We start from the raw sequence: 25,019 nt of genomic DNA on the forward strand, positions 1-25,019 counted from the left end.
CTTTCACCTCGTCTCTTCTTTTCGTTCCTTTGCACGAAGCTGTCCACATGCTGCATCTATATCCGAACCTTGTTCCCGCCGAATCGTTACATTCACACCTGCGTCTTTTAAGGTTTTCTCAAATAGAAAAATTTGATCACGCGGTGTTCGGACATAGTCACGTTCAGGAACATAATTTACTGGAATTAAGTTGACATGGCATTTTATACCTTTAATTAAACCAGCTAATTCTTTTGCATGTTCAACTTGGTCATTGACCCCGCCGAATAATCCATATTCAAAGCTGATGCGTCGACCCGTTTTATTAATATAATATCGTACAGCCTCCATCAAGTCTGGTAGTTTATAAGCCTTATTAATTGGCATTAATCGGCTGCGTAACTCAGTATTTGGTGCATGTAATGAGATAGCAAAATTAATTTGCAAATTCTCATCTGCAAATTGATAGATTTTCGGAATGATTCCACTTGTTGAAACGGTAATATGTCTTGCACCGATATTTAAGCCTTGGTCATGGTTAATAATTTTCAAAAAGGAGAGCATGTTATCAAAATTATCGAATGGTTCACCTATACCCATGATTACTACAGAGCTTACTCGTTCATCCGTTTCATCGAGTGCCTGTTGAACCTTCACAACCTGTGCAACAATTTCACCTGCTTCTAAATGGCGTTTAAGACCGCCCAGTGTTGAAGCACAGAACGTACATCCGATTCGGCAGCCCACTTGGGTCGTTACACAAACTGAATTTCCATAATCATGCCGCATTAAAACAGTCTCAATCGAATAGCCATCGTGAAGTTCAAATAAAAATTTTATGGTTCCATCAGCCGACTCCTGTTTAATGATTGTATTTAATGTAGTCAGCGTAAAATGTTCTGAAAGAATGTCCCGTAAGTTCTTTGATAAATTACTCATTTGATCAAATTCTGAAACTCGTTTCTTATATAGCCAATCAAAAATCTGTTCTGCCCTGAATGCTTTCTCATTATGTTCCTTTAACCATTCCTTTAACGCTGAAAGCTGCAGCGAATAGATGGAGGGCTTTGCGGTTATTTCTGTTTTATTCTCATGGATGGTCGTGTTCTCCATCATTTACACCTTCTTCCTTAAACAAGCAATATAAAAGCCATCTGAATTCATGCATTGTGGTAAAATTTGCATTTCACCATTTTTGACGATTGGTTTTATTTTCTCAGGCATTCTATCTTTTACTGATTCGTCACGCTCAAAATCAGGATGTTGATCTAAAAACGCTTGAACCACCTGTTGATTTTCTTCCTGATCAATTGTGCACGTACTGTAAACTAGAATACCACCTTTTCTTAATAAAGGGGAAACAGAATCTAGTAATGTTTTTTGAATTTTTTGCAGTTGAAATAGATCCTCTTCTTTTTTTGTATATTTGATATCTGGTTTTCGTCTCATGACTCCAAGTCCTGAACAAGGAGCATCCAAAAGGATCCGGTCAAAGGATTCCTTTTCAAAATGTTCTTGAACATGCCGACTGTCAAGCGTTTGCGCTTTAATATTCGGGAGTTCCAGTCTTTTGGCATTCTCACGTATCAGCTTTACCTTATGCTCATGTAAATCAAGGGCAACTACTTCACCAGTACCATTTAATCTCTCAGCAATATGCGTCGTTTTACCACCAGGTGCCCCACAGGCATCCAGTACCTCCTGATTTTCCTTAACACCAAGAGATAGAGCCACAAGCATGGAGCTCTCATCTTGAATTGTTACAAGCCCTTGTTTAAAAACAGTAGAATTAGCTAGGTTTCCTTTATAGCATAGGATGGCCTCAGGTACCACCTCGCTTGCTTCCACTGAAAATCCTTCTTCCTTTAAAAGCGATAAGCATGTTTCCCGGTCAATCCTAGTTGTATTCACGCGGCCTGTCATGACTGGAGCCGTTAAATTGAGTTCACACATCTCTTTTGTGTCCTCATATCCAAATTGCTGAACCCAGCGTTTTACAAGCCAAAGCGGGTGGCTTGTCGATACGGCCAGCCTTTCAATTGGATCCTCCATTTGTTCAAAGGAAGGAAGCCCTTCTCTTTGAATGCTGCGAAGGACGCCATTAACTAAACTAGAGATACCTTTATGACCTCTTTTTTTGGCAATCTCAACTGCTTCAAATATAGCTGCCCGGTCGGGGATTTTGTCTAAGTACACCATTTGAAAAACAGTCATCCTTAGCAATTGTCTAACCCACTGTTCCATTTTTTTATTTTTTATTAAAAAGGGAGCTAGATAAAAATCAAGTGTCATTTTTCTTTGCAGCGTCCCGTATGTTAATTCCGTTAATAGCCCAATGTCCTTCGGATCTAGTTCATTCTTTTTGATTACGTTATTTAAAAGAAGATTGCTATAGGATTGATTTTTTTCAATTTGTTCCAAAATTTCAAGTGCTGCTTCACGAACATTTTTACGTTTAGTTTTCATAAGAATCCCCTAATTGAATACCGATAGTTAAATCGCTGCCAGCTCCTCTTAGAAATTGACCGGCAGACATTTTTTTCTTACCTGATGGCTGCAGTTCTGTGACTTTAACGGCTGTCTGATTACCTGTTGCAACGATAAAGCCTTCCTCTTCAAGCTTGACAATCGTTCCGGGTGCTTCGCTTACTTGCAGTGGAATTTTTTCTGAACGCCAAATTTTCAAAACATTTCCCTGGAGCGTGGTATAGGCTCCTGGCCACGGATTTAGACCGCGAATATGGTTATAAATTTCTTCACCAGACTTCGCCCAATCAATCTTCTCCTGCTCTCTTTTAATATTCGATGCAAAGGTAGCCTCTTCTTCATTTTGTTGAATCGCTGCCAATTCCCCATTAAGGAGCTTTGGTAATGTTTCTGATAATAGCTTTGCACCGGCCACACTTAGCTTGTCATGCATTGTGCCCACATTATCTTCTTCCAAAATGGGGACCTCTACCTGCGTTAAGATATCACCCGCATCCAGTTTCTCAGCCATATACATGATGGTGACTCCTGTCTTTTCCTTCCCTTGCAGTATGGCATAATGAATGGGCGCTCCGCCGCGAAGCTCGGGCAAAAGTGATGCATGTACATTAATACAGCCGTATCGAGGTGCATCGAGAAGCTGCTTAGGCAGGATTTGTCCGAAAGCTGCTGTTACAATCAAATCTGGCTGCAAATCCAAAATGGGCTGCAGTTCTTCAGGCCTGCGGATTTTTTCCGGCTGAAAAACAAGTATCCCTTGCTTCAACGCCTCTACCTTAACCGGTGGAGGTGTAAGGACTTTTTTTCTGCCCACAGGTCTATCAGGCTGAGTAACTACTCCAATTACATCGTAGCCATCATTAATTATTTGTCTCAAAACCGGAACTGAAAAGTCCGGTGTTCCCATAAATACAATCTTGGTCATTCGCCTTCCACCTCGTGAAGTTCTTTTTCATCTATATATCTTGTAACCTTCGATGTAAACAATATTCCGTGCAAATGATCAATCTCATGCTGTATCGCACGTGCAAGAAAGTCTTCAGCTTCAATCGTAAAACTTTTCCCTTTCCTGTCCTGAGCTTTGACTTTTACATAATACGGCCGGCTTACTTCCCCATACAATCCAGGAAAGCTCAAGCAGCCTTCGACACCATTTTGTTCACCTTTTGTTTCTAGTATTTCCGGATTAATCATCTCGATTGTGCCGGAACCGTCATCAATATCAACGATTGCAATCTGCTCATCCACTCCTACCTGTGGTGCAGCTAAGCCAACTCCATCAAATTCAATCATCGTATCATACATATCATTCAATAATTTTTTTAATTTATTATTAAAGGATGTTACCGGCTTACAGGGACGCTCCAATATTTCAGCCGGATGCATCACAATCTTTTTAACTGCCAAATGTGTTTCCTCCGCTTTTCTAAATAGTTTTTCCAATTTTCTTTAATCTTAACATTGAATCTGCATTTTCTTGTTTACATAAGGATGTATGGATTTTTATCAATCGCTATTTGCAGACCCGAATGAAGTACATCCTGTTGATGATGATCAAGGACTGTTTTTAATGCTTCAGTTAATTTGGGTTCACGTTTATATTTAATTAAGCATTGATAGCGATATTTATTATTCAGTCTTGGAATTGGGGATGCAACCGGACCTAAAACAATCGCTTCATTTGTCAATCTGGAACGAATAAAACTCGTTATTTTCTCTGTTACATCCACTACCTTCATCAGCTCTTCATGGCTGACTGTTATTAAGGTAATATAATAAAAGGGCGGGTATTTATGAATCTTTCGAATCATCATTTCCCGCTGGTAAAATTGATCATAATCCTGTTCACCTGCTAGCTCGATACTATAATGCTCAGGCGTATAGGTTTGGATTACCACTTCTCCAGCAAGTTCATGCCTTCCTGCCCGGCCGCTGACCTGTGTTAATAATTGAAAGGTCTTTTCTGAAGATCGTAAATCAGGTAAATGCAGCATCGTATCTGCTGATAATACACCAACCAAAGTAATGTTGGGAAAATCCAACCCCTTTGCAATCATTTGCGTTCCTAGTAAAATATCAGCATGACCTTCTTGAAATTCTGTTAGCAGCTTTTCATGGGCTCCTTTTCTGGATGTTGTATCAACATCCATTCGAATGACCCTTGCCTCAGGGAAGATTTTTGCAATTTCTTCTTCAACCTTTTGTGTACCGGTTCCGAAATAACGTATATGATCACTGGCACATTCCGGACATACAGTCGGCACGATTGATTCAAAACCGCAATAATGACATTTCATTTGCTGATTAAATCGGTGATAGGTTAAAGAAATATCACAATTTGGGCATTGCAGCACAAGCCCGCAGTCACGGCACATCACAAAGGAAGAGTGTCCGCGCTTATTTAAAAACAGGACAGTCTGCTCTTTTTTTGCTAAGCGGTCTTGCAGCTTTTCATGCAGTACACGAGAAAACATCGAACGATTGCCTTCTCTCAGCTCTTCGCGCATATCAACGATTTCCACCTTCGGCAAATCGCGCTCGTTCATTCGTTTCGACAAGGTTAATAGCTGATACACACCTTTTTTCGCACGGGCAAATGTTTCTAAGGAAGGTGTCGCACTTCCTAATACAACCGGACAATTGTGCCGCTTAGCCCTTTCAATTGCAACGTCACGTGCATGGTATCTTGGGTTGTCCTCCTGCTTGTAGCTTGTTTCATGCTCTTCATCTATAATAATAATCCCTAAATTTTCAAATGGGGCAAAAATAGCCGAACGTGCCCCCACAACTACCTTGACTTCTTTTCGTTGTATTTTTCTCCATTCGTCATATTTTTCCCCTACTGAAAGTCCGCTGTGAAGAACTGCTACCATATCTCCAAAACGCCCTTTAAAGCGGTTGACCATCTGTGGAGTCAGTGAAATTTCCGGAACAAGGACAATCCCTTCCCGTCCATCCTCAAGTACTCGTTGAATAGCTTGTAAATATACTTCCGTTTTTCCGCTTCCAGTCACTCCATATAGAAGGAATACGTCATGTTTTTTTTCTTCCAAAGCAGCCAAAATCGGTTGGATGGCTTGCGACTGATCATTTGTCAGCTGGAGAGGATGTGTTTTCTCAATATCACGGTCCTTATACGGATCACGATAAACCTCCCTTGTCCTCTCTATTAAAATGCCTTTTTCAAGAAGTCCTTTAATGACGGCACTTGAAACCCCTATTGTAGACATGATTTTTTGTCTTTCTATTGGCTCACTGTGTTCAATAAAAAAATCAATCAATTTCAGCTGCTTTACACTTCTGCTTGGAAGCTCTGAACGAATTTGCTCCAATTTCTGTTTTGTGACAGCTGGTGCGATGATCTTCAACGTTTTCTTTTTTACTCTTTCTTTCACTTCATATAAGACTTCAAATGTCCCGTTTGATATTTCCCTCTGTAATAACGAAAGCTCATTTCCATTACTTACTTCTTCCCATTTAATGACATCACCGTTTGAAAATAGAGTTTGTAAAACAGGTGAAAGCATGGAAAGTTGTGAGCGATTAATCAACCTTACCTTTTTCTCATATTTTGCTTTTAATGCAGGAGGAAGCATGACTTGAAAAGCTGAAATCTTGTAGCATAACGTCTTTTCTGTTAACCAATCCGACAATAAAAGAAGTTCCTCGTTCAATACCGGTTCAATGTCCATCAGCTCAATGATTTCTCTGAGCTTTGGGAATTGTGATTCCGTAACAATATCAATGACAAACCCTTGAACCTTTCGGGGACCAAAAGGAACAATGACTCGCATACCAGGCATTAAAACATGAATGAGCCTTTCGGGAATACCATAATCAAAGGGCCTGTTTGTTTGCTTTGCAGGTACATCGACTATCACTTTGGCAACTGCCATTAATGCTGTTCCTTCAAAAGCAAGCACACTTCATCTATGATTTTACCTGCCACTTCTTTTTTTGATAGAATCGGAAATTCCTTTGTTACCCCGTCTTTTCGATAGAAAGTCACGATATTGGTATCCGTACCAAAACCGGCACCTGCCTCTTTTACATTATTTGCAACAATCATATCAGCATTTTTACTCAAAAGTTTCTTTTCCGCGTATTCACTGACATTGTTTGTTTCAGCTGCAAAGCCGATTAATAGCTGCTTGTCTTTTCTGTGCCCAAGCTCCATTAAGATATCCTTTGTTCGTTCTAGTTCAATGACTTGTTCTCCAGGCTGTTTTTTTATTTTGTGATCGGCATATTGCTTCGGGCGATAATCGGCAACAGCTGCTGATTTGATTACAATATCAGTGCCTTCGAATCGGCTTATAACCGCTTCATACATTTCCTGTGCACTCTCTACCTGGATAACTTGAACGCCTTTAGGCGGTGCTAATGATACAGGGCCGGAAATAAGTGTAACATCCGCTCCTGCCCTTACCGCCTCCTCTGCTACTGCATAACCCATTTTTCCTGTTGAATGATTTGTAAGATAGCGAACAGGATCAATTTTTTCTCGAGTCGGGCCGGCTGTAATCACTACTTTTTTACCTTTAAGCCTTCCATCTCCTAGATGAAAATAGTTATTTAATTTCGCAACAATGTTTTCTGGTTCCTCTAATCTTCCTTTGCCTACATAACCGCAGGCTAAATAACCCTCACCAGGTTCAATAAATGAATAGCCATACTCTGCTAAAACAGCCATATTTCGTTGAACTGCCGGATGGTTGTACATATGAACGTTCATTGCTGGAGCAATCCATACAGGTGCAGTCGCTGCGAGCAGTGTAGTCGATATCATATCATCCGCAATTCCGCCTGCAAGTTTTCCAATGATATTCGCAGTCGCCGGTGCAACTACTATTACATCTGCCCAGTCGGCTAAATCAATATGGGCTATTTTTGTGGAGTCCTTTTCATCAAACGTATCTGTGTAGACATCATTTCGCGATAAGGCTTGAAAGGTTAACGGTGCTACAAACTCACAAGCCGACTTGCTTAGAATAACGCGGACATCTGCACCCTCCTGTGTGAGTTTACTCGTCAAAGCTGCCGCCTTATAGACAGCAATTCCGCCCGTGACACATAATAAGATATTTTTACCATTCAGCATAAATCTGACCCCCATTTACAAAGTTCTGCAAACATTTCACATCCGCTGTATTGTTATAATGCAAAAGAAAAGGGTCTGACGTGGTCAGCCCTTTCTACCTTTTATTCATACCTGGAACCTAAGTCTCTGTCTGCTAAGCGATAAAATAATCTGTCTGCATCAATTTCCTCAAGTGCTTTACCAACATTTTTATGAGAAATGTATCGATTCAACAGTGTTGTTTCACCTAATTGCATTTGACGGGCGCGTTTAGCTGCTACCGACACTAAAGAGTATTTACTATCAATTTTTGTCATTAAAGAATCAATTGATGGATCTAACATATTACTTAACCTCCAGCATTTTTAAATATTTTGGTTCTACTCGTTCTCTGCGGCAGTGCTCTGCCACAACAATGGCTTTGATGCGTTCACAAGCAAGATTGATTTCATCGTTTTCTACCACATAATCATATAAGTTCATCATTTCAATTTCTTCTTTCGCCACATTTAAACGATTGTTAATAATATCCTCTGTTTCCGTACCTCTCGTCACAATTCGATTTTTCAATTCTGACAAGCTAGGTGGCATAAGGAATATAAATAATCCATCTGGAAACTTTTCACGGACTTGACGTGCACCTTGAACTTCAATTTCAAGGAAAACATCCTTTCCTTTATCTAAAGTTTCGCGAACATAATCTACAGGTGTTCCATAATAATTACCGACAAACTCGGCATACTCTAACAGTTTCCCTTGTTCAATGAGATCTTCGAATTCTTCCCTAGTTTTAAAAAAATAATCCACGCCGTCCCTTTCCCCTTCGCGTGGAGATCTCGTTGTCATTGATATCGAATACTCAAACTTTGTATCCTGCTGAGAAAAAATTTCTTTTCTCACTGTTCCTTTACCAACCCCTGAAGGTCCGGATAATACAATCAATAACCCTTTTTCATGCATCAATAGAGTCCTACCCTTCATCCAATATTTCGTCTCGATCATTTAACCGGTGTGCAACTGTTTCTGGCTGAACTGCACTTAGTATCACATGATCACTATCCATAATAATGACAGCCCGCGTTCGTCTGCCATACGTTGCATCAATTAAAGAACCACGGTCGCGTGCATCCTGAATAATTCTTTTGATGGGTGCTGATTCAGGACTCACGATAGAAATGATCCGGTTGGCAGAAACGATATTGCCAAAGCCGATATTAATCAGTTTAATCACCTGATTTTCCTCCTACCATCAGTTAATTAGTTTCACCCTGACGATTATTTTCTAAACAAGTACTATTCAATGTTTTGTACCTGTTCTTTCATTTTTTCAAGGATACTTTTCATCTCAACCACTTCTTTGGCAATTTCAGAATCATTTGCTTTTGAACCAATCGTATTGACTTCTCGATTCATTTCCTGAAGCAGGAAATCAAGCTTTCTGCCAATCGGCTCATGTAACGTAAGAATTTTCCCAAACTGTTTTATATGGCTTTTTAGACGGGTTAATTCCTCGTTTATATCTGCTTTATCGGCAAAAATGGCTACTTCGGTTAGAATACGAGCTTCATCCACTTGGCCTCCGATAAATTCATAGATTCTTTTTGTTAATTTATCACGATACATTTGTACAACGGATGGTGCGAGCTCGATAACTTCTTTAACCAAGCTCTCAAAAATATGTAAATGAGAGCTTATATCCTTTTCAAGTGCAGAACCCTCTGCCGTGCGCATTTGGATAACCGAAGCAGCAGCTTCTTCCACAGCTTGGAGAACAACCCGTTCAAGCTCTTCATCGCCGGATTCTTCTTCTTCAATATGGATAATATCTTCCCTGCTTAGTAAATCCTGCAGTGATAAGCCGTGTTCAAGAACATACTTTTGTTTGATATCGGCAAATGTCTGTACATAATGATCGAGCAAATTCCAATCGACCATCACTTTTCGGTTAACAATTCCTTCTCCCTCAACGGTCACATAAACTTCTATTCTTCCTCTATGTATAAAAGAGCTCAATTTCTTTTTAATTTTATCTTCTATTTTATTAAACTGACGGGGCATTCGAATATAAAATTCCGAAAAACGATGGTTTACCGTTTTTACTTCGACTGAAACAGAAAAAGAGGCAGTACTTTTTTTACTTCTCCCAAATCCTGTCATACTTATAACCATTAAGACCACATCCAATCTTCTCCTTAATAATCAGGAGACTTTTCATGCTCATTATCAAAAGATGTCATGTTGTTATGGTAGCACTTTTTATTATAAAAGAGGAGGTAGTTTGGCTTAACGAAAGAAAAGGTAATAGAGTTTACTCTATTACCTAAGAAATTATAACATATTTCATTTTGTTTTTCTTAGTAAAAATGAACCAGCCAGTAAAAAAGTTGGAATTGCCGCCAAACCTGTAATAATCCACCAGTCAGAGACTTGAATCGGAACAGTATGGAAGATAGGCTGCAGTGGCGGGTAATAAATAACGACAAGCACCATCAAGAGTGACAAAATAACAGCCCAAACTAAATATTTATTACCAAACGGATTACGTGAAAGAATAGACCTTTCACTGCGGCAATCAAATACATGGATCAATTGTGCAAGAACCAATGTTGCAAAAGCAACTGTTTGTGCATATTCAAGATGGTTCGGATTATCCTTATAGGCAAACATAAATGCCAGCAATGTAACTAACCCGATTAGAAAACCTCTCGAAATGATTTTCCATCCTAATCCTCTAGCAAATACTCCTTCTTTCGGATTTCGAGGCTTTCGCTTCATTACATCACCTTCAGGCTGGTCTAAGCCTAGTGCCATAGCCGGTAAACCATCCGTAACTAAATTTACCCAAAGGATTTGAATCGGAACCAGCGGCAGCGGCAATGCTAATAGCATCGCAAATAACATCACGAGAATTTCACCGACGTTTGAGGCTAATAGGTACCGAATAAATTTCCGAATATTTTCGTAAATGTTCCGCCCCTCTTTAATAGCGGATTTAATCGTTGCAAAATTATCATCAAGCAGGACAAGGGCAGACGCCTCTTTTGCCACATCAGTACCGGTAATTCCCATTGAAACACCGATATCTGCTGCTTTAATTGCCGGTGCATCATTGACACCGTCACCTGTCATTGCCACAATATGGCCTTTATTTTGTAGTGCTTTTACTATCTTTAATTTATGCTCAGGTGATACTCGAGCAAATACCGAAACTTCCTCAACAACATCTTCAAGCTCCTCAAGGGACATTTCTGAAAGTGCAGGTCCATCTAACACCTTTGATTGATTTGAGAGAATTCCAAGCTGTTTTGCGATTGCCTTTGCAGTTATCACATGATCACCTGTAATCATGACCGTTTTAATACCTGCATCTTTACATTCCTTTACAGCAAGCTTCACTTCAGGACGCGGCGGGTCAATCATTCCCTGAAGCCCAATAAAGGTTAAGCTCTTTTCCGCCTCTTTTTCATCGAGAACAAGGGTCTGAGCAGGAATTTCTTTAAATCCGATTGCAATCGTTCTAAGTGCCTTTGATGCTAGCTCATTAATGGCAGATTGAACCGTTTGCTTTGCGTTTTGTGATAATAATTGTTTTTTGCCGTTCCAAAGAATGGCTTCACTTTTTCCAACCAAAATATCTGGGGCTCCTTTTGTCACAACATACTGACGGCCATTTGGATCCTTTATAATGACACTCATCATTTTTCTTGTCGAATCAAAAGGAAACTCTTGAACAATTTTAAACTCATTTAACAGTTCCGAACGGTTATATCCTGCTTTCATGGCAGCAACAAGAAGCGCCCCTTCAGTTGGATCTCCATCAACAGCATATTCCTTTTTCTTCTCGATTAATTCTGCATGGTTACAGAGCATCCCAAACATTAGCATCTGCTGAAGTGCTTTTTCGTTCGTAACATCTATTCTTTCATCATCACGGTAAAATGCACCACTTGGTTCATAACCGACCCCATCTACAAACCATGTTTGTCCACTACTCCATAAATGAGTTACAGTCATTTCATTCTGTGTCATTGTTCCTGTCTTATCTGAGCATATGACAGAAGCACAGCCTAATGTTTCAACAGCCGGCAGTTTTCTGACAATGGCATTTTGCTTGATCATCCGCTGTACACCAAGAGAGAGCGCAACCGTTACAATAGCCGGCAGACCTTCAGGGATGGCAGCAACCGCAAGGGAAACACCCGCTAAAAACATTGTATATAAATCATTTCCTTGAAGAACACCGACAACAACTACCAAAGCAGTTAACAAGAGTGCTGTCACAATTAGGATTTTCCCAAGCTGTTCCAATCTTCTTTGCAGCGGTGTAGTCATTGATTCAGCACTTTGGAGTAAATCAGCGATTTGTCCCATCGCTGTTTTCATTCCTGTCCCGACCACAACCCCCATGCCGGTCCCTCTTGTAACCATAGTACCCATAAACGCCATATTTTCCATATCGCCAATGCCAAGGTTCTCTTTGGAAAGCGCACTTGTATTTTTTGAGACTGGAAGTGACTCGCCGGTTAAGGCTGATTCCTCTATTTCAAGACTTTTTACATCAATCAAGCGCAAATCTGCACCAATTCGGTCCCCACTGGAGAACTTTAACACATCCCCTGGGACAATTTCTTTCGACGCAATTTTTATCCATTGTCCATTCCTTAGTACCTGCACTTGCGGAGCAGAAAGTTCTTTTAAAGCCTGTAATGATTTTTCCGCTTTTACTTCTTGAAAAAAACCAAGAAAGGCATTGACGATGACAATGGCGATAATCGCAATTGCATCAATATATTCACCTAAAAAACCAGAAATAAGAGTTGCTGCTAATAAGACAAGCACCATAAAATCCTTAAATTGACTAAAAAAAACTAGCCACGCAGACTGCCTTTCCCCTTCTTCTAATTCATTGTTTCCATATTGCTTCAGCCTTTGTTTAACATCTGCACTCGTTAATCCTGACGAGAGGTCTGTATTTAGCGCTTCCTCTACCTCTTTTGTGTTCATCTCATGGTACTTCATCCCGCCATCTCACTTCCCCCTTAAATACGAAAAGCAATGCCTCAACCCAGGTGCCAGAGCTTTTGGCAGCCTTTCATTTTAGTTAGAAAAATAATCTTTTCTGCATCTAAGGAAAGCTTATTCACTCTTGTCCAAAAAAATGCTAATATAGTTGCACTTCAATAAAACAACTTGTAATCTTAAAGATAGTATATAAGTAAAGGATGTTTATCATGTCGTTTGATGGTTTATTTACCAGGGCAATGGTTAAAGAGCTTACAGATTTGCTTAAAGGCGGTCGAATCAATAAAGTACACCAACCGTATAAAAATGAAATTATTCTCGTTGTAAGAGCAAACGGAAAAAATCAAAAGGTATTACTTTCTGCACATCCCTCACATGCAAGGGTTCAGATTTCACAGGAGGAATATGAGAATCCTTCGATCCCGCCAATGTTTTGTATGCTATTACGAAAGCATATTGAAGGGTATATTTTGGAGGATATCCGACAGGTCGGACTTGATCGGATCATTATTTTTGATATTAAAGGGAGAAACGAAATCGGAGATACTTCTTATAAGCAGTTAATTGTAGAAATTATGGGACGACACAGCAATATTATCTTAGTTGACCGGACCAAAAATATGATACTTGATAGTATTAAGCATGTAACCTCAGCTGTTAATACATATCGAACGGTCCTTCCTGGACATGATTACATTCTTCCTCCGGAACAAAATAAAGCGAATCCCTTTGAAGCAGATGAAGAGGATGTATTAAGACATCTAGATTTTAATAGCGGCAGACTCGATAAGCAGCTGGTCAATCAATTTGCCGGACTTTCACCCTTAATTGCAAAAGAAATAACCTTTCAGGCTGGTCTTGTGAATCGGACCACCTTGCCAAAGGCTTTTCTTGCTATAATTGAACGGGTAAAGCGCCATGATTATTCCCCTTCCATTATGGAGAGCAGTGAGAAAGAAAACTTTTATTTATTCCCTCTCGATAGCAGTCAAAGTAATCAAGTAAAATCATTTGCAACACTTGGAGAAGCACTAGATCGCTATTATTTTGGCAAAGCAGAGCGTGATCGTGTCAAACAACAGGCAAATGATATTGAACGCTTAGTTGTCAATGAAAAAGAAAAAAATGAGAAAAAAATAGCCAAGCTTGAAGTGACTTTGCAGGAAGCCAATAAAGCACAACAGTTTCAGTTATTTGGTGAATTATTGACGGCAAATTTATACGCGGTGCAAAAAGGCTTAAAGGAAATCGATGTCGTGAATTATTACGATGAAACTGGAGCAACAGTAACAATCCCGCTTGATCCATTAAAATCACCTTCGGAAAATGCGCAAAAATATTTTACCAAATACCAAAAGGCAAAAAATGCCCTTGAAATTGTAAAAGAACAAATTGAAAAGGCAATGGCAGAGGTCCACTATTTTGAATCGCTCATCCAACAGCTCGAAACAGCCTCACCAAAGGACGTTGCTGAAATCCGTGATGAATTAATTGAAGAAGGATATATTCGAAATAGACAGAAAAAGCACCAAAAAAAGCAAAACCAAAAACCTGTTCTGGATCACTATTATGCTTCAGATGGGACTGAAATTATTATTGGAAAGAACAATAAACAAAATGATTACTTAACAAATCGTTTGGCTGCTCGTGATGAAATTTGGCTCCATACAAAGGATATTCCGGGGTCCCATGTCGTGATTCGCAGCAAAGAACCGATTGAAAAGACGATTCACGAGGCCGCAATCCTGGCCGCATTTTTCAGTAAAGCGCGAAGTTCAAGTTCAGTTCCCGTTGATTTTACTCGCGTACGCCATGTAAAAAAACCATCAGGCGCAAAGCCGGGCTTTGTCATTTACGACAACCAGCAAACAATATATGTTACACCTGATGAAGAAACAGTCCTCAAATTGAAGAAGCATAAAAATGCTAACTGATTTTACTATAGAACTAATGTTTTCTAAATGATTACAAAAAGAGTGCAGTCATGCACTCTTTTATCCTTTTTCCCCATAGTCAGGCAGAGCAATATTTTTTGCGGTTAAATGACTCTCCATTCTCTGTATCATACGACTTAATGTTTCTAATCGTGCATATCGCTTATTATTACTTGGAATAATACACCATGGCGCATGAATGGTATCCGTCTTTTCGAACATTTCTTCAACTGCTTCATGATATAAATCCCATTTTTCCCGATTACGCCAATCTTCATCAGTCAATTTCCAGCTTTTAAATGGATTAGCCTCTCGTGCTTTAAAACGCGATAGTTGTTCGTCTTTACTTATATGAAACCAAAATTTCATGATTACATATTGATCATCACTTAATAGTTTTTCAAATTCATTGATTTCCTTATAGGCTCTAGACCATTCTTCAACTGTAGCAAAGCCTTCAACACGTTCAACAAGAACCCTTCCATACCAAGAGCGGTCAAAAATCGTTAGCTCTCCATAGCCAGGCAGTTTACGCCAGAATCTCTGCAAATAATGGTATTGCCTTTCATGTGGCAGCGGAGCTGCAATCGGCCAAACCTTAAATCCACGCGGGTCAAGATGCTCTGTTACTCTTTTAATCGCACCTCCTTTGCCCGAAGCATCCCAGCCTTCCATTACAACGACAGCTGCAATTTTTTCTTCATGCAATACATGCTGAAGCCTTAACAAGCGCCACTGATATTGAAGCAGCTTCGTCTCATACTCTTTTTTACTATCCACCTTTAACGTTAAATCAACACGATCTAAACGACTATTCACTAGTTAAATCCTCTCCCTAACAGCTGGCTGAATTTACACTTCATTTATATGATAGTATGATTTATCTTGCCATACAAAAGCAAAATGGGCCTGACATCCTAATGATGTCAGGCCTGGATCATGATTGATTATTTTCCCCACTCGGCAGGATTTTTGCGCCACTCCATTAGCTTATCCCAATCCTTTTGCTCAATGTAGCCTTTTTCACTTGCAACCTCTACAAGTGTTGAAAAATCTGTTAAAGAATAGGACGTAATGTCGGCGTTACGCATCAGTTCAAAGCCTTTTTCAAGCTGATATGTAAAAATGGATACCACTCCTAGCACTTCGCAACCAGCTTCACGTAATGCTTCTACAGCCGTAATGACACTGCCTCCCGTTGAAATTAAATCTTCCACTACTACAACCTTTTGTCCTTTTTCCGCTTTTCCTTCAATCTGATTTCCTTTACCATGCTCCTTTGCCTTTGAACGGACATAACACATCGGCAGGTTTAATTCTTCGCTTACCCATGCGGCATGGGGGATTCCTGCAGTCGCGGTTCCAGCAACAAGCTCTGTTCCTGGAAATTGTTCCTTGATGATTCCGGCAAGGCCTGATGCAATATTTCTTCTAACTTCCGGATATGAAAGAGTTAAACGATTATCACAATAAATAGGAGAAATGATGCCTGATGCCCATGTAAATGGTTCGTTTGGACGCAGTGAGACTGCTTTAATTTCTAATAAGCTTTCTGCAATATTCTTTTTCATAGTTGAACACCTTCCCATGCTTGTATAAACTTTTGATAGCTTTCAATAGGATCTACAGATCTTGTGATTGAACGGCCAACCACCATATAGGAGACACCCGCTTTTTTCGCAAAGTCAGGTGTTGCTACTCTCTTTTGATCTCCTGCTGCATCCTCTTTTAATCGAATACCTGGCGTTACCGTTAAGAAATCAGTTCCAATTTTTTCACGGATCATAGCTGCTTCATGCGAGGAACATACAACCCCGTCTAGACCCGACTGTTTTGTCAGCATAGCATAGTGAAGAACAGATTCCTGGAGCGGAACTTGAATCAGCTGTTCATTTTTCATTTGCTCTTCTGACGTACTGGTCAGCTGCGTTACAGCAATACATCGAGGTCTTTGCTGTCCTGCTGGAGTCCCTTGATCCAAACCTTCTAATGCTGCCATCATCATTTCCTGCCCTCCGGCAGCATGTACATTAACAAGATCACATTGAAGCTTTGCCAGACCCTTCATTGCGCTTTTTACTGTGTTCGGGATATCATGAAGCTTTAAATCCAGAAATATTTGATGACCTTTTTCCTTAATATCATGGATAATGGCAGGTCCCTCCTGATAAAAAAGCTCCATTCCTACTTTTACAAAGAGTTTTTCTTCATTGAAGCGATCGAGGAAACGTGATACTTCGCCTTTTGAAGCAAAGTCAAGGGCAATGATAACGGGGGTTCTCAATTACTTCCAGCTCCTTCCTGTACATTCTGAAATATGATCATAGCCAAGCTTCTGTAATAAATTAGGCAGTTCATCAATAATCGAAGGACAAACAAAGGGATCAACAAAATTAGCTGTCCCAACAGCCACTGCACTCGCTCCTGCATAAAAATATTCAATAACATCCTCTGCAGTTTGAATACCACCCATACCGATAATCGGAAGATTAACCTGCTGACTTACTTCATAGATCATTCTAATTGCAACAGGCTTTACGGCTGGTCCGGATAAACCACCTGTTTTATTTGCCAAAATCGGCCGCGCTGATTTAAGGTCAATTCTCATCCCAACTAGTGTATTGATCATTGTTAACCCGTCTGCACCGCCCGCTTCTGCCGCTTTGGCCATATCTACAATATTGCTTACATTTGGTGAAAGTTTTACGTAAACAGGAACAGATGATACTTCTTTTACTTTTTTCGTTAAATTTTCGGCAACCTCTGGTATCGTCCCAAAGGCTATTCCGCCTTCCTTTACATTTGGACAGGATATATTAAGCTCAAGTGCATGAACATTAGCAGCCTTCGATATTTCTTTGGCTACTTCCACATAATCTTCCTCAGTGGAACCAGCTACATTCGCAATAATTGGGACATCATACCGCTCAAGCCACGTGAGTTCCTCTGAGACAACTTTTTGCAAGCCTGGATTTTGCAATCCAATCGCATTAAGCATCCCCGCGGACGTTTCCGCAACTCTTGGAGTCGGGTTCCCAAAGCGCGGTTCAACTGTTGTTGCTTTAATCATGATGGCTCCAAGTCTGCTTAAATCATAGAACTGGCTGTATTCACGACCAAAGCCAAAACAGCCGGATGCTGGCATGATTGGATTTTTTAAATTAAGCCCTGGTAATTTCACATCAAGCATGCTCATAGTTCAACCTCCCCAGCCCGAAAAACAGGACCGTCACTGCAGACCTTTTTATATTTACCGTCTTTATCATTCTTTGTATGACAGACACAGGCAAAACAAGCACCAATGCCACAGCCCATTCTTTCCTCTAAGGAAAGAAATACTTTTTTATCGGAGAAATTCGTTTCGAGGGCTTTAAGCATCGGAGTGGGTCCGCATGAGTAAAGAGTGTCAAAACCAAGGTTCTTTTCGGCGATGACATCTGTTACAAATCCCTTCGTACCATACGATCCGTCCACTGTTGCTACATACGTCTCGCCAAGCAAAGAAAATTCCTGTTCATAAAAAACAGCATTTTTTGTTTGAAATCCGAGAACATGAATAACGGTGACACCTTTATCGGTAAGCTGTCGTGACAGTTCATAAAGCGGCGGTACACCAATTCCTCCGCCTACTAAAAGAGCAATTTCACCTTTTGCTGTTTCTTCAAGCGGGAATCCAGACCCAAGCGGACCTAATACATCAACAAGATCACCAGCATGCTTTTGGGAAAGCACGGTAGTACCTCTCCCTTCCGTTCGGTAGATCATCGTAAATTCACTGCTTGTCTTATCAATTCTTGCGATTGAAATCGGTCTTCTTAAAAGTGGATCTATATGGTCTGACACCTTTAGCTGGACAAATTGACCTGGTTCATTCATTTGTTGAACAAGCTCACCTTTTAAGGTGAGCTCATAAATTGAATCAGCTAATTCTGTCTGTGAGACGACTGTACACATCTCTTTGATGATCATGAGAGAACAGCCTCCCTTGAATTGACTGGTTTATCCATGGCCTCTGCTGAAAAGTTCATTGATTCAATAACACGTAGAATGGCTTCAGCTGTATCCAGTGATGTTAAACAAGGGACTCCATTTTCAACTGACTCGCGGCGAATTCTAAAGCCATCACGTTCAGGCTGCTTGCCCTTTGAGAATGTGTTAATCACAAATTGTGCTTCTCCGTTTCTAATCACATCTAAAAGATCAGGACCTTCTGAACCAATTTTGCTGACAACACTAACTGGAATGCCTGCTTTTTTCAGAAATTCAGCTGTACCGCTCGTTGCCATCAAACGATAACCGATTGCTGCATAACGCTTTGCAATATGGAGTGCTTCCTCTTTTTCTTTATCAGCAATAGTTAAGAGCACGGTACCAAATTTTTGAATGGTAATTCCTGATGCCACAAGCGCCTTATACAACGCTTTTTCTAATGTATAATCTTTCCCCATAACTTCTCCTGTTGATTTCATTTCTGGTCCTAATGAAATATCAACATTACGTAATTTCGCAAAAGAAAATACAGGTGCTTTAACATATACACCAGCTTTTTCAGGAACTAGACCTGAAACGTATCCCTGTTTAGCAAGCGACTGTCCAAGAATAACCTTTGTGGCGATATTAGCCATTGGTACATTTGTAATTTTACTTAAAAACGGTACTGTACGGCTTGAGCGTGGGTTTACCTCAAGGACAAATACATCATCATTACTTACAACATATTGGATATTTAATAGACCCACAATATTCAATCCAAGCGCTAATTTTTCAGTATAAGAAATTAGTTTTTCCTTTACAGCTTTTGAAAGGCTTTGTGGTGGATATACAGCTATTGAATCACCGGAGTGCACACCTGCTCGTTCAATATGCTCCATGATTCCAGGAATTACAACATCTTTCCCATCAGATATCGCATCCACCTCTATTTCTTTTCCCGTTAGATATCGGTCAATTAAGACTGGGTGCTCTGGATTGATTTTTACTGCATTTTCCATATAATGAAGCAGTTCTTCCTGTTTATAAACAATCTCCATTGCTCTTCCGCCTAAAACATAGGAAGGTCTGACTAGAACCGGATAACCAATTTCCTCTGCGATTATTAATGCTTCATCCACAGATAGAGCAGTTTTCCCCTTTGGCATTGGAATATCTAATTGTACTAATGCCTGTTCAAACTTATCACGGTCCTCAGCCCGGTCTAAATCCTCTAAAGAGGTTCCTAATATTTTCACCCCATGCTCGACAAGCTTTGAGGCAAGGTTAATCGCAGTTTGACCGCCGAACTGTACAACCACTCCCATTGGTTTTTCCAAATCAATGATTGCCATAACATCTTCAGTTGTTAACGGTTCAAAGTACAATTTATCAGATATACTGAAATCAGTTGAGACGGTTTCAGGATTATTATTAATAATGATTGCTTCATACCCAGCTTCTTTAATGGCCCATACTGAATGGACTGTTGCATAATCGAATTCAACACCCTGGCCAATTCGGATTGGACCTGATCCTAACACAATAACGCTTTTTCGATCTGTAACAAGTGATTCGTTTTCCTCTTCATATGTTCCGTAAAAATATGGTGTTTCCGATTCAAATTCTGCTGCACATGTGTCAACCATTTTATAAACAGGTATAACACCCTGCTTCACACGATAATCATAAATGGAACGCTCTGTTGTATCCCAAAGCTTAGATAGGGCTAAATCAGAGAAGCCTTTTTTCTTAGCCTTTTCAACCCATTCACGTTCAAATGGATGATTGGACAGTTCTCTTTCAAACTTAATAATTCCTTCCATTTTGTATAAGAAGAATAAATCAATTTGACTCCACTCATGAATCGTTTCAATGCTGACACCTCGTCTTAATGCCTCAGCAAGGTAAAATAAACGTTCATCGCCTGCTTTACGGATTCGTTTTTCAATTACATCATCACTAAAGCTTTCTCCATTTGGCAGTTCAAAATGATAGACATTGCTTTCAAGTGAGCGGATTGCCTTTAATAACGACTCTTCAAATGTCCGTCCGATTGCCATGATTTCCCCGGTTGCTTTCATTTGTGTTCCCAGTAAGCGGTTGGCTGACTCAAACTTATCGAACGGCCATCTTGGAATTTTTGTCACAATATAGTCAAGGGCCGGCTCAAAACAAGAGTAGGTTTTGCCTGTAACTGGATTCATCATTTCATCAAGTGTCAGACCAACAGCAATTTTAGCTGCAAGCTTCGCAATCGGATAGCCGGTTGCCTTTGACGCTAGTGCCGAAGAACGGCTGACACGTGGATTTACTTCGATAATGTAATAGTTGTAGCTGTTAGGATCAAGGGCAAGCTGAACATTACATCCGCCTTCAATTTGAAGAGCCCGTATGATTTTCAAGGATGCATTACGAAGTAATTGATACTCACGGTCGCTCAATGTTTGGCTTGGTGCCACGACAATGGAATCTCCCGTGTGCACACCAACTGGGTCAATGTTTTCCATATTACATACAACAATTGCATTATCAGCAGAGTCTCGCATAACCTCATATTCGATTTCCTTAAATCCAGCAATGCTTTTCTCTAATAAACATTGTGTCACAGGGCTGTATTTTAAGCCGCTTGTAACAATTTCCACTAGCTCTTCTTCATTATGACAGATTCCTCCACCAGTACCTCCAAGAGTAAAGGCTGGACGAACAATCACTGGATAGCCGATTTTAGCCACAAATGCGTATGCCTCTTCAAGATTATGAATGATATCACTTTCAGGAACAGGTTCATTTAGCTCATTCATAAGCGTTCTGAATAAATCACGGTCTTCTGCTTTCTCAATAGCTGTAAGCTTCGTTCCTAGTATTTCTACTCCGCATTCATCTAACAAGCCTGATTTTGCTAATTCAACAGCAAGGTTTAAACCTGTCTGTCCTCCTAATGTTGGCAATAATGCATCAGGTCGTTCTTTTCTGATAATTCTTTCCACAAATTCAAGTGTAAGTGGTTCAATATAGACTGCATCCGCAATCTCCGTATCTGTCATAATTGTTGCAGGATTGGAGTTCACAAGGATAACCTTGTAGCCTTCTTCTTTTAATGCTAAACACGCCTGTGTTCCTGCGTAATCAAATTCTGCTGCTTGCCCGATGACAATCGGACCGGATCCGATTACTAAAATACTGTTAATATCATTACGCTTTGGCATAAGTGTTTCCCTCCTGTTTAGCAGTCTCAATTAAATCAAGAAATTGTTGGAATAGGTTATTTGAATCCTCAGGTCCTGGTGAAGCTTCTGGATGATATTGAACAGTAAAAGCTGGATAGTCTTTGTGCTTTAATCCTTCAACACTGCCATCATTTAAAGCAACCTGTGTAACTTCTAAACGTGTATCTGCAATTGACTTTTCATCAACCGTAAAACCATGGTTCTGTGAAGTAATGTATACTTTTCCAGTTGTCAGATCCTTTACCGGGTGGTTTGAACCGCGGTGGCCAAATTTCATCTTTTCCGTGTCTGCTCCACATGCTAGAGCAAACAGCTGATGGCCAAGACAGATTCCAAACAGAGGTGTTTTACCAAGAATCCCTTGAATCATACCGATAGCTTCAGGAACATCTTTTGGATCTCCAGGTCCATTTGAAAGCATCACACCATCAGGATTTAATTCAAGAATTTCTTCTGCTTTTGTATTGTAAGGCACCACGATTACATCACAATCACGGCGGTTTAATTCTCTTAATATCCCGTGTTTCATGCCGAAATCAACAAGCACAACTCTTCTGCCTCTGCCGGGGCTTGGATATGGTGTCTTTGTTGATACCTGTTTTACTTGATCGCGTCGAACCTCCGTCGCCCGTAATCTTTCTAATACATCATCAACATTCTCGGTCATATTACAAAGAGCACCCTTTAATGTACCGTGCTTACGGATGACCCTAGTAAGTTTTCTCGTGTCAATACCGGAGATACCCGGAATATTCTTAAGCTTAAAATACTCATCTAATGATTTTTCACTTCTCCAGTTAGATGGAAAATCTGCTGTTTCCTTTACAATAAAGCCGCTGATTGCAGGAGTAATTGATTCAAAGTCATCACGGTTAATCCCATAATTACCAATGAGGGGGTAAGTTAACGTAACAATTTGCCCGCAATAGGATGGGTCTGAAAGTACCTCTTGATATCCTGTCATTCCGGTATTAAAAACCACCTCTCCTGAACAACTTGTTTCACTTCCAAATGCTTCTCCAATAAATACTGTTCCATCTTCTAGAATAAGCTTCTTTTTCATACCTTTTCACGTCCCTTTTCCCAAGCTATCTTTCCGTCAACCAATGTTACAACAGGCCAGCCCTTACATTCCCAGCCGCTAAATGGTGTGTTTCGTCCTTTTGATAAAAAGTTTTGCGGATTGATCTTTTCTTCATGATTTAAATCAAGTAAGACTATATCAGCCGGGGCGCCAACCATTAGTTCCCCTGCATTCAGACCAAATGCTTGTGCAGGCTTGGTGCTTAAATACTTGATTAACTGCGATAATGACATAATTCCCTTTTCAACAAAATGTGTATATAAAAGTGGAAAAGCCGTTTCTAAACCAACAATTCCGAATGGTGCGAGCTGCATACCTTCTGCCTTTTCTTCCTTCGTATGCGGCGCATGATCTGTCGCTATAAAATCAATTGTCCCGTCTAAAAGACCTTCTATTAATGCTTCGCGATCTTTAGAGCCTCGTAAAGGGGGATTCATTTTATAGTTTGGATCTAATCCTGGAATGTCCTCTTCACATAATAATAAATGATGAGGGGTCACTTCTGCAGTGACATGTATTCCTGCCCGCTTTGCATCTCTAACCGTACGAACTGATTCCTTCGTGCTGATGTGGCAGACATGGTAATGACAATTTGCTGCTTCAGCAAGAAGTACGTCTCGGGCAATATGTACGGACTCACAAACAGATGGGATTCCGTTTATTCCGTGTTCCTCAGAAAAAGACCCTTCATGTACAGCGCCTTTATTTATCAATGTATTTTCCTCACAGTGAGCAACAACAGTCAAGCCTTCTTTAGCTGCTTTCTTCATCGCTGTAAGCATCATATCCGCTGATTGAACACCTACACCGTCATCTGTTAAAGCAAATACACCCGCTTCTTTTAATGCGGAGAAATCAGTTAATTCCTTGCCCGCTTCCCTTATCGTAATTGAGCCATACGGAAGTACTTTAACAACACCAGTTTCTTGAATTCGTTTGTGGAGCCATTCTAACTGCTCCTTAGAATCAGGAACGGGTCTTGTATTTGGCATCGCCGCGATTGTCGTAAATCCCCCTTTTGCAGCTGCAAGCGTACCTGTCGCAATGGTTTCTTTTTTCTCGCCGCCGGGCTCTCGTAAATGAACATGTAGGTCAATAAATCCAGGGGCAACTACCAAGCCGTCCGCGTCTATCGTTTCATCTACATTCACGTTTGTTAGACTTCCAATTTCTTTTATGAATCCATTTTCGATAAGGATATCTCCTGTTGTAAGTTCTTCATTAATTAGCAATCGTCCATTTTTGATGAGTATTGACACTTTTCATTCCCCCTTTTTTATTTTCCAATGCTCGTTTAATTACAGCCATGCGGACAAAAACGCCGTTTTTCATTTGTGTGAAGATTCTCGAACGGCTGCATTCAACTAATTCATCTGCTATTTCAACGTTTCTATTTACCGGTGCAGGGTGCATAATAATACTCCCCTGCTTCATTCTTTTTTCACGTTCAATTGTTAAACCATATTGTTGATGATAATCCTTAGATACATCTGAATCACTGCCATCGTGCCGTTCATGTTGGATACGTAAAAGCATCACAACATCTGATGTTTCGATCGCTGTGTCCACTTCCTCGTAGGCCCCATTTTCAAGAAATGCGTCGTCAAACCATTCTTTCGGACCAGAGAAAACCACCTTCGCCCCTAATCTTGTTAAGGCATCTGCGTTTGAACGAGCAACACGGCTATGACTTACATCACCGATAATGGCCACCTTTAATCCCTTAAAATCTCCAAACTCCTGTTGAATCGTCAACAAGTCTAAAAGTGATTGGGTTGGATGATGACCACAGCCGTCTCCTGCATTTATAACAGGGATTCCAACGCGTCCGATTAATTCATTAAAAAAATGATCTGTTTCATGCCGGATGACTACTGCATGAACTCCGATTGATTCAAGTGTTCGAACAGTGTCATATAATGTCTCACCCTTTAACACACTTGAGAAATCAGCATCAAACGGGATCACCTCTAAGCCAAGCCTTCTCTCTGCCACTTCAAAACTGGATTTTGTTCTAGTACTCGGCTCAAAAAATAAATTTGCCACAAACTGCTGCTCAGCAGGCTTCCATTGTTTACCGTCGATAAACTTTTGCGCTTCGCTTAAAATTTCTTTTATTTCCTCGGTAGACAAAGTAGTAGTCGATAATAAATGGTTCATTTTTAAAGCCTCCATTTTATAAGACTTATACTAGAAACCTTTTACAAGTAATCTAGTATTTTCACAAGTATAAA

The 25,019-nt window shown here is 40.2% G+C and carries 20 protein-coding genes and 1 pseudogene; 1 reads left to right on the forward strand and 20 read right to left on the reverse strand.

Annotated elements, in window-relative coordinates:
• Nucleotides 1-3: 3 nt before the first annotated feature.
• The 11 genes from rlmN to ACHUFV_RS05460 form a co-directional block, all read right to left on the reverse strand.
• Complete coding sequence (gene rlmN, locus ACHUFV_RS05410; RefSeq protein ID WP_394233394.1) at nucleotides 4-1,092, reverse strand: dual-specificity RNA methyltransferase RlmN; 1,089 nt, start codon at nucleotides 1,090-1,092, stop codon at nucleotides 4-6.
• A gap of 3 nt (nucleotides 1,093-1,095) precedes the next feature.
• Nucleotides 1,096-2,445, reverse strand: coding sequence for a 16S rRNA (cytosine(967)-C(5))-methyltransferase RsmB (gene rsmB, locus ACHUFV_RS05415; protein ID WP_394232573.1), 1,350 nt, complete (start codon nucleotides 2,443-2,445; stop codon nucleotides 1,096-1,098).
• Nucleotides 2,435-3,391: a methionyl-tRNA formyltransferase gene (gene fmt, locus ACHUFV_RS05420; protein WP_394232574.1), complete on the reverse strand. Its 957-nt coding sequence runs from the start codon at nucleotides 3,389-3,391 to the stop codon at nucleotides 2,435-2,437. Before fmt ends, rsmB begins: the two co-directional genes overlap by 11 nt.
• Nucleotides 3,388-3,873 (reverse strand): peptide deformylase, encoded by a 486-nt coding sequence (gene def / locus ACHUFV_RS05425; RefSeq protein ID WP_394232575.1) that lies wholly within the window; start codon nucleotides 3,871-3,873, stop codon nucleotides 3,388-3,390. Before def ends, fmt begins: the two co-directional genes overlap by 4 nt.
• Before the next feature lie 74 nt (nucleotides 3,874-3,947).
• Nucleotides 3,948-6,362 (reverse strand): primosomal protein N', encoded by a 2,415-nt coding sequence (priA, locus tag ACHUFV_RS05430; RefSeq protein WP_394233396.1) that lies wholly within the window; start codon nucleotides 6,360-6,362, stop codon nucleotides 3,948-3,950.
• Nucleotides 6,362-7,567 carry a bifunctional phosphopantothenoylcysteine decarboxylase/phosphopantothenate--cysteine ligase CoaBC gene (gene coaBC, locus ACHUFV_RS05435; RefSeq protein WP_394232576.1) on the reverse strand — a complete coding sequence of 402 codons (1,206 nt, stop codon included), beginning with the start codon at nucleotides 7,565-7,567 and terminating at the stop codon, nucleotides 6,362-6,364. The genes priA and coaBC overlap by 1 nt, the downstream gene beginning before the upstream one ends.
• A gap of 101 nt (nucleotides 7,568-7,668) precedes the next feature.
• Nucleotides 7,669-7,890 carry a DNA-directed RNA polymerase subunit omega gene (gene rpoZ, locus ACHUFV_RS05440; RefSeq protein WP_071395389.1) on the reverse strand — a complete coding sequence of 74 codons (222 nt, stop codon included), beginning with the start codon at nucleotides 7,888-7,890 and terminating at the stop codon, nucleotides 7,669-7,671.
• 1 nt (nucleotide 7,891) lies between these two features.
• Complete coding sequence (gene gmk / locus ACHUFV_RS05445; protein WP_394233398.1) at nucleotides 7,892-8,506, reverse strand: guanylate kinase; 615 nt, start codon at nucleotides 8,504-8,506, stop codon at nucleotides 7,892-7,894.
• Nucleotides 8,507-8,516: 10 nt separating this feature from the next.
• On the reverse strand, nucleotides 8,517-8,777 hold the full coding sequence (gene remA, locus ACHUFV_RS05450) for an extracellular matrix/biofilm regulator RemA (protein ID WP_150439580.1): 261 nt from the start codon (nucleotides 8,775-8,777) through the stop codon (nucleotides 8,517-8,519).
• Nucleotides 8,778-8,839: 62 nt separating this feature from the next.
• Nucleotides 8,840-9,715, reverse strand: a complete 876-nt coding sequence (locus ACHUFV_RS05455; protein WP_394233400.1) for a YicC/YloC family endoribonuclease — start codon at nucleotides 9,713-9,715, stop codon at nucleotides 8,840-8,842.
• A gap of 171 nt (nucleotides 9,716-9,886) precedes the next feature.
• Nucleotides 9,887-12,565 carry a calcium-translocating P-type ATPase, SERCA-type gene (locus ACHUFV_RS05460; protein WP_394232577.1) on the reverse strand — a complete coding sequence of 893 codons (2,679 nt, stop codon included), beginning with the start codon at nucleotides 12,563-12,565 and terminating at the stop codon, nucleotides 9,887-9,889.
• Between the two features lie 212 nt (nucleotides 12,566-12,777).
• Between ACHUFV_RS05460 and ACHUFV_RS05465 the strand changes: the two genes are divergently transcribed.
• The gene (locus ACHUFV_RS05465) at nucleotides 12,778-14,502 is read left to right on the forward strand and encodes an Rqc2 family fibronectin-binding protein (RefSeq protein WP_394232578.1); all 1,725 of its coding nucleotides are present in this window, start codon (nucleotides 12,778-12,780) and stop codon (nucleotides 14,500-14,502) included.
• Between the two features lie 60 nt (nucleotides 14,503-14,562).
• On the opposite strand, the gene ACHUFV_RS05470 is transcribed toward ACHUFV_RS05465, so the two are convergent.
• From ACHUFV_RS05470 to ACHUFV_RS05510, 9 genes and pseudogenes are all read right to left on the reverse strand, one after another.
• On the reverse strand, nucleotides 14,563-15,321 hold the full coding sequence (locus tag ACHUFV_RS05470) for a polyphosphate kinase 2 family protein (RefSeq protein WP_394232579.1): 759 nt from the start codon (nucleotides 15,319-15,321) through the stop codon (nucleotides 14,563-14,565).
• A gap of 128 nt (nucleotides 15,322-15,449) precedes the next feature.
• Nucleotides 15,450-16,073 carry an orotate phosphoribosyltransferase gene (gene pyrE / locus ACHUFV_RS05475; protein WP_394232580.1) on the reverse strand — a complete coding sequence of 208 codons (624 nt, stop codon included), beginning with the start codon at nucleotides 16,071-16,073 and terminating at the stop codon, nucleotides 15,450-15,452.
• The gene (gene pyrF / locus ACHUFV_RS05480) at nucleotides 16,070-16,786 is read right to left on the reverse strand and encodes an orotidine-5'-phosphate decarboxylase (protein WP_394232581.1); all 717 of its coding nucleotides are present in this window, start codon (nucleotides 16,784-16,786) and stop codon (nucleotides 16,070-16,072) included. The genes pyrE and pyrF overlap by 4 nt, the downstream gene beginning before the upstream one ends.
• Complete coding sequence (locus tag ACHUFV_RS05485) at nucleotides 16,787-17,698, reverse strand: dihydroorotate dehydrogenase (protein ID WP_394232582.1); 912 nt, start codon at nucleotides 17,696-17,698, stop codon at nucleotides 16,787-16,789.
• A complete protein-coding gene (locus ACHUFV_RS05490; RefSeq protein ID WP_394232583.1) occupies nucleotides 17,695-18,471 on the reverse strand; it encodes a dihydroorotate dehydrogenase electron transfer subunit in 777 nt (258 codons plus the stop codon). The genes ACHUFV_RS05485 and ACHUFV_RS05490 overlap by 4 nt, the downstream gene beginning before the upstream one ends.
• Complete coding sequence (carB, locus tag ACHUFV_RS05495) at nucleotides 18,468-21,680, reverse strand: carbamoyl-phosphate synthase large subunit (RefSeq protein ID WP_394232584.1); 3,213 nt, start codon at nucleotides 21,678-21,680, stop codon at nucleotides 18,468-18,470. The genes ACHUFV_RS05490 and carB overlap by 4 nt, the downstream gene beginning before the upstream one ends.
• A pseudogene (locus tag ACHUFV_RS05500) lies at nucleotides 21,647-22,764 on the reverse strand (carbamoyl phosphate synthase small subunit). The gene carB and the pseudogene ACHUFV_RS05500 overlap by 34 nt, the downstream one beginning before the upstream one ends.
• Entirely contained in the window at nucleotides 22,761-24,044 is a 1,284-nt protein-coding gene (locus ACHUFV_RS05505) for a dihydroorotase (protein WP_394232585.1), read from the reverse strand. The pseudogene ACHUFV_RS05500 and the gene ACHUFV_RS05505 overlap by 4 nt, the downstream one beginning before the upstream one ends.
• Nucleotides 24,007-24,945 (reverse strand): aspartate carbamoyltransferase catalytic subunit, encoded by a 939-nt coding sequence (locus ACHUFV_RS05510; RefSeq protein WP_394232586.1) that lies wholly within the window; start codon nucleotides 24,943-24,945, stop codon nucleotides 24,007-24,009. Before ACHUFV_RS05510 ends, ACHUFV_RS05505 begins: the two co-directional genes overlap by 38 nt.
• Nucleotides 24,946-25,019 lie beyond the last annotated feature (74 nt).

This window comes from Niallia oryzisoli (assembly GCF_043641075.1).
Classification (GTDB): domain Bacteria; phylum Bacillota; class Bacilli; order Bacillales; family Cytobacillaceae; genus Bacillus_BD; species Bacillus_BD oryzisoli_A.

Bases quoted from the DNA above. Each gene is read 5' to 3' on its own strand.
- coaBC (WP_394232576.1), bottom strand. From the start codon at position 7,567: ATGCTGAATGGTAAAAATATCTTATTATGTGTCACGGGCGGAATTGCT.
- pyrE (WP_394232580.1), bottom strand. From the start codon at position 16,073: ATGAAAAAGAATATTGCAGAAAGCTTATTAGAAATTAAAGCAGTCTCA.
- ACHUFV_RS05485 (WP_394232582.1), bottom strand. From the start codon at position 17,698: ATGAGCATGCTTGATGTGAAATTACCAGGGCTTAATTTAAAAAATCCA.
- gmk (WP_394233398.1), bottom strand. From the start codon at position 8,506: ATGCATGAAAAAGGGTTATTGATTGTATTATCCGGACCTTCAGGGGTT.
- ACHUFV_RS05490 (WP_394232583.1), bottom strand. From the start codon at position 18,471: ATGATCATCAAAGAGATGTGTACAGTCGTCTCACAGACAGAATTAGCT.
- rsmB (WP_394232573.1), bottom strand. From the start codon at position 2,445: ATGAAAACTAAACGTAAAAATGTTCGTGAAGCAGCACTTGAAATTTTG.
- ACHUFV_RS05510 (WP_394232586.1), bottom strand. From the start codon at position 24,945: ATGAACCATTTATTATCGACTACTACTTTGTCTACCGAGGAAATAAAA.
- priA (WP_394233396.1), bottom strand. From the start codon at position 6,362: ATGGCAGTTGCCAAAGTGATAGTCGATGTACCTGCAAAGCAAACAAAC.
- rpoZ (WP_071395389.1), bottom strand. From the start codon at position 7,890: ATGTTAGATCCATCAATTGATTCTTTAATGACAAAAATTGATAGTAAA.
- ACHUFV_RS05455 (WP_394233400.1), bottom strand. From the start codon at position 9,715: ATGGTTATAAGTATGACAGGATTTGGGAGAAGTAAAAAAAGTACTGCC.
- carB (WP_394232584.1), bottom strand. From the start codon at position 21,680: ATGCCAAAGCGTAATGATATTAACAGTATTTTAGTAATCGGATCCGGT.
- ACHUFV_RS05465 (WP_394232578.1), top strand. From the start codon at position 12,778: ATGTCGTTTGATGGTTTATTTACCAGGGCAATGGTTAAAGAGCTTACA.
- ACHUFV_RS05460 (WP_394232577.1), bottom strand. From the start codon at position 12,565: ATGAAGTACCATGAGATGAACACAAAAGAGGTAGAGGAAGCGCTAAAT.
- fmt (WP_394232574.1), bottom strand. From the start codon at position 3,391: ATGACCAAGATTGTATTTATGGGAACACCGGACTTTTCAGTTCCGGTT.
- rlmN (WP_394233394.1), bottom strand. From the start codon at position 1,092: ATGGAGAACACGACCATCCATGAGAATAAAACAGAAATAACCGCAAAG.